The following is a 4006-nucleotide window of genomic DNA, read 5'->3' on the forward strand; positions in this document are numbered from 1 at the left end:
CCCCACGGCGAACGCGGATGCCATGACGGCCATGCCGACGCCCTTGGGATGACCGTCGCCCTCCGCCTGCGCCGGATAGGGTGCCGCATCGGGCATCGAGGCCCTGCGGCCCGTGACGAGGAGACGACGCGTGTTGAGCATGATCGGGGTGCAGGTGACCAAGGTGACCAGATCGTCGCCGGGCATGACCGCCAACGATTCCGTATCATCGGGATCGACCACGCGCATCCCGGTGACCACATACGCCAGGATGCGTCCCTCGCCGAGCTCGATGTAGAAGGGGTCTCCCTCGCGCAGCTCGTCCAGACGGGTGAACAGCTCCTTGTCCACGAGACCGCGATGGCCGGTGATCACCGCATGGGTCGATGCCCCTCCCACCGGCAGCGACGTGCCGTGCAGGTGGCCGAGCCCGTTGGACAGCGCGTATTCGCCCGCGCCGTGGCGTATCGGCAGTTCGAGGCCGATGCGCGGGATTCGCAGCGTGCCCATGATCCCGTCGCCGAGATCGAGCTGGGACTGGTAGTCCCGGTCTCCGTCGAACGTGAAGTCGCCCGCCGCGGCACCGTCCGCGGCCAACGGCTCCCCGATGCTCTGCGGGGAGGCGGCGAGACGCTTGTTGTATTCCCGGGCCTTGGAGATCATGCCGTCGATCCTATGGCCGGCCGATGAGACGGCCCCGGCGGCGGTCGCGGCGTCCTCGCGCGCGTTCGCCGCCTGGGCGCAGAACGCCCAGGCGAACACGGACAGCGAGCAGAGCATGGAGACGACGGCGACCACGCCCAGCATGCGGGCGACCATCCTGGCATGCCGCGCGTTTCTGCGCAGCCTGGTGCGCGTCATTCGGCTCGCCGTGCGATCGACACCCCGAATGACATCCTCCCATTCGGGCGGGGAACAGCCCGCCGCCATGCTCTCGAATCCGCTCACCGTCCATTACCTCATGCCCTGCGGCGACGGATCATGAAGACCGTGACGCTCACGAGGACCCCGGCCGAGCACGCGATCAACGCCAAGGCGAGGCCGATGCCGCCTGTCGCCGGCAAGGTGCCGGCCACGGGAGTCCAGATCGCGTAAAGGGTCATGCCGGATTCAGGCACGGTGATGTCGGATCCCGGTTGGTATGCGACACCGGCGCCATCCTTCTTCGTGTTCCACTGCTTGAACATGTAGGACTCGCGTAGGAAACCGTTGCCGCTGGCCTTGACGGTGGATCCGATCGCGCCGGTCTGGTCGCCGACACTGCCGGAGGTGGCACCGTTGCCGTCGTAATGAATAGTGGCGTTCAGCGTCTTCCACTGCGCGTACAGGGTGGTGTCCGCGGAGAAAGCCTGCCTGTCGCCGGGCTGGTATGCGGTGCCGGTGCCATCCTTCTTAGTGTTCCACCCCTGGAACTCGTGTTCGGGCCAGGCGAAGCCGTTCGTTTCGATTTCGGTTTCCTGATCCTTGTACGATTGCTGGTCGCCGACGCTGCCGGAAGCGGCACCGTTGCCGTCATAGCGGATGGTGATCGGTTCGGCCTTCTCCCATTTCGCTTTAAAGATAGGGGGCCAGTTATCGTCATACGGGCTATCGGTAAACGATACATACGGCGTATCTCCGGGCTGAAAAACAGTGCCCGTGACCTCACGCTCCCATCCTACGAATTTGTATCCAGCCCGGGTGAACTTATTCTGCGACAAGGTTACATACGCGCCATATCGGTTAGCATTGTTGAGATCGAGGTTGGAGATGTTCGGTATGGACGGAGACATGCTTCCGGTACCGCCGTTCGCGTTATAACGGACCACTTGAGAGAACACCGGGAAACTCTTATGATAGATGGCCCACCAAGACGAAGAACCGGAGGCAGTCGGAGGAGTGACCCTATCTCCGGGTTTAAAGTAATTATTGACTCCGCTGCTTGCTGCACCAAAACTGCCGCCATCAGTTATCCTACAGACGGACAGACTCCATGCCGCATCGCATGGCCCTCCGACGTTGAAGTTCTGGGATTTCCAGGCTATTGGAATCCAGTCATAAGTGCCGGAATATCCTTGTCCGTAATGATAATCGATCCCGTTCACGCCGCTCATGTCCGGCATGGTGTAAGAAGATTGGCTGCTGACATTAATCTGTTTGCTCGAAATCTCTGTAGCGGCGTCCTTCTGATAGAACTTCAGCCATCCATTAGTAGGATACTGGTTGTTAACGAGCATCAAGCTGATGTCGTCGTGAATGTTTTGATCCTGCTCTATGCCGGTCCGAGCGGTCGGATCGCGCATGGTTTCCGCCATGTCACTGGGTTGAGAGTCCTGCGCGATGGCTGCCGGGACTACCATACCTAGGCTTAAGCTCATCATGCACAATGAGACCAAGAGGCGCAGGCTGCATGTGGCCGCGTGATTCCTCATTTGACTTTTCCTTTCCGAAAAACAAAATCGCAGCGACGATCCGATGCCGCCCGCCACGCTCTCAGATGTCGTTCATAGAAGTCAGGCCATAATCTGCGGCAGGTTGTCGTCAAACAGTCCGATACGTCGGAGTTTGAACGCCTTGATGCCGGTGGCTCCGGCGAACAGCAGCACGGCCATGCCTCCGATGAGGATGACCGCCATGCTCGCCCCGCCGGTCTGGGGCAGCTGGGTCACGCTGTCGAGGTTCTTGACGGTGGCGGTCGGGGTCGTGGCCTTGCCGTCCGCGTCGGCGACCTTCGAGGTCAGGCCGGCCTGCTCCACGCCGGTGATGGAGGTCTTGCCCTCGTCATCGATGGTCACGCGGAAGCTGGGCTTGACGAAGGAAAGGTAGCCGGCTGGGGTCTGGGTCTCGCTGATGAGGTAGGTTCCCGCGCCGAGCGAATCATAGGAGATGACGCCCTTCGCGTCGGTGGAGCGTTCCTGCGCCGCGGCGGCGGTGTCCACGTAGGACCATTGCCTGGTGGCCTCGTCCCAGTTGAGCCATTTGCCGAGGGTCTCGTTCTTGATGGTGAACTTCGCGCCGGAGACCGCGATCTGGTTGGTGTCGGTGCTGGCCGCGCTGATCTTCTTCAGGTCCACGTCGTAGGTGGGAACGGTCACCGTGTCCTCGCCGGGCTCCGGAGGGGTGATGGTTGGAGGCACGGCGTCGGGAAGCCAGTTGACGGTGACCTTCGCGGTGTTGGATGCGGCGTTCGCCTTGTCCGCGTCGGTTATCCTGGCCTTGTAGGTGACGGTGACCTGCTGGTTCTGGTATCCGTCAATCAGATCGCCCGTGGAGGTGGTCTTGAAGCCCTTGCCGGAATCCGATGAGCCCGGGGCCGAGAACATGGAGGTCACGTCGGCGCCCTTGCCATCCCCCTCGCTGATCGTGGCCGCGAACGAGCCGTCCACGTACTGCATGCCCTCCATGCCGTCATCGATGGTGATGGTGTCGGCCGACAGGCTGTTGGGCAGGGTCAGCCGGATGCGGAACTCGCGGGTCTCGCCGTTGGTCGCGGCCGCGCTCTCCTTCCATGTGCCGTCGATGCTCTTGACCTGCTTGTCCGGCTGGGCCACACGGCTCTTGATGTAGGTGGTGCCGAGCGTGGCACCGCCCATGCTGGTCTTGCCGCTCACCGTGGTGGACACGAGGATCGGCAGGCCCGCGGAGTCGGTGATCAGGTAGAAGCCCTCCGGCAGGGAGACGGTCAGCGTGCTCTCGCCGCTGGTCAGGTTCTTCTTCACGGCCGTCTTGCCTGAGGCGTTGTCCTGGAGGCTGGCGGCGATCTTGCGCGACTCCACGCTGCCGGTGGTCTGGCGCAGCAGCTGGGAAGCGGTGTTCTCGCCGGCCGAGGAATCCACGCTCACGCCGGCCGCGTCGAGCGCGGTCTTGATCCACGCGTCCGATTCGCCAGTCGGCTTTGCGGATACGTTCTTCACTTCGTCGCCGTCGAGCTGCACGTCGGGATAGGTGGCGAGCTGGTAGATGTCGAACGAATGGCCGGCGAGGCTGCCGCCCGCGCCGGCCGTGATGGTCAGGTTCCCGTCCGCCGCCATCGCGGCCGGTGCCGTGG

3 protein-coding genes are annotated in these 4006 nt (G+C 62.8%); all 3 read right to left on the reverse strand.

The window, feature by feature from the left end:
- On the reverse strand, positions 1 to 927 hold a 927-nt coding region (locus tag BISA_RS11570), incomplete at its 3' end, for a class C sortase (RefSeq protein ID WP_156099617.1).
- Positions 928 to 938: 11 nt separating this feature from the next.
- Positions 939 to 2390, reverse strand: a complete 1452-nt coding sequence (locus BISA_RS11575; protein WP_081890135.1) for an InlB B-repeat-containing protein — start codon at positions 2388 to 2390, stop codon at positions 939 to 941.
- Positions 2391 to 2471: 81 nt separating this feature from the next.
- On the reverse strand, positions 2472 to 3872 hold the full coding sequence (locus tag BISA_RS11580; protein ID WP_161786517.1) for a SpaA isopeptide-forming pilin-related protein: 1401 nt from the start codon (positions 3870 to 3872) through the stop codon (positions 2472 to 2474).
- Positions 3873 to 4006 lie beyond the last annotated feature (134 nt).

It is taken from the genome of Bifidobacterium saguini DSM 23967, assembly GCF_000741715.1.
Classification (GTDB): Bacteria; Actinomycetota; Actinomycetes; order Actinomycetales; family Bifidobacteriaceae; genus Bifidobacterium; species Bifidobacterium saguini.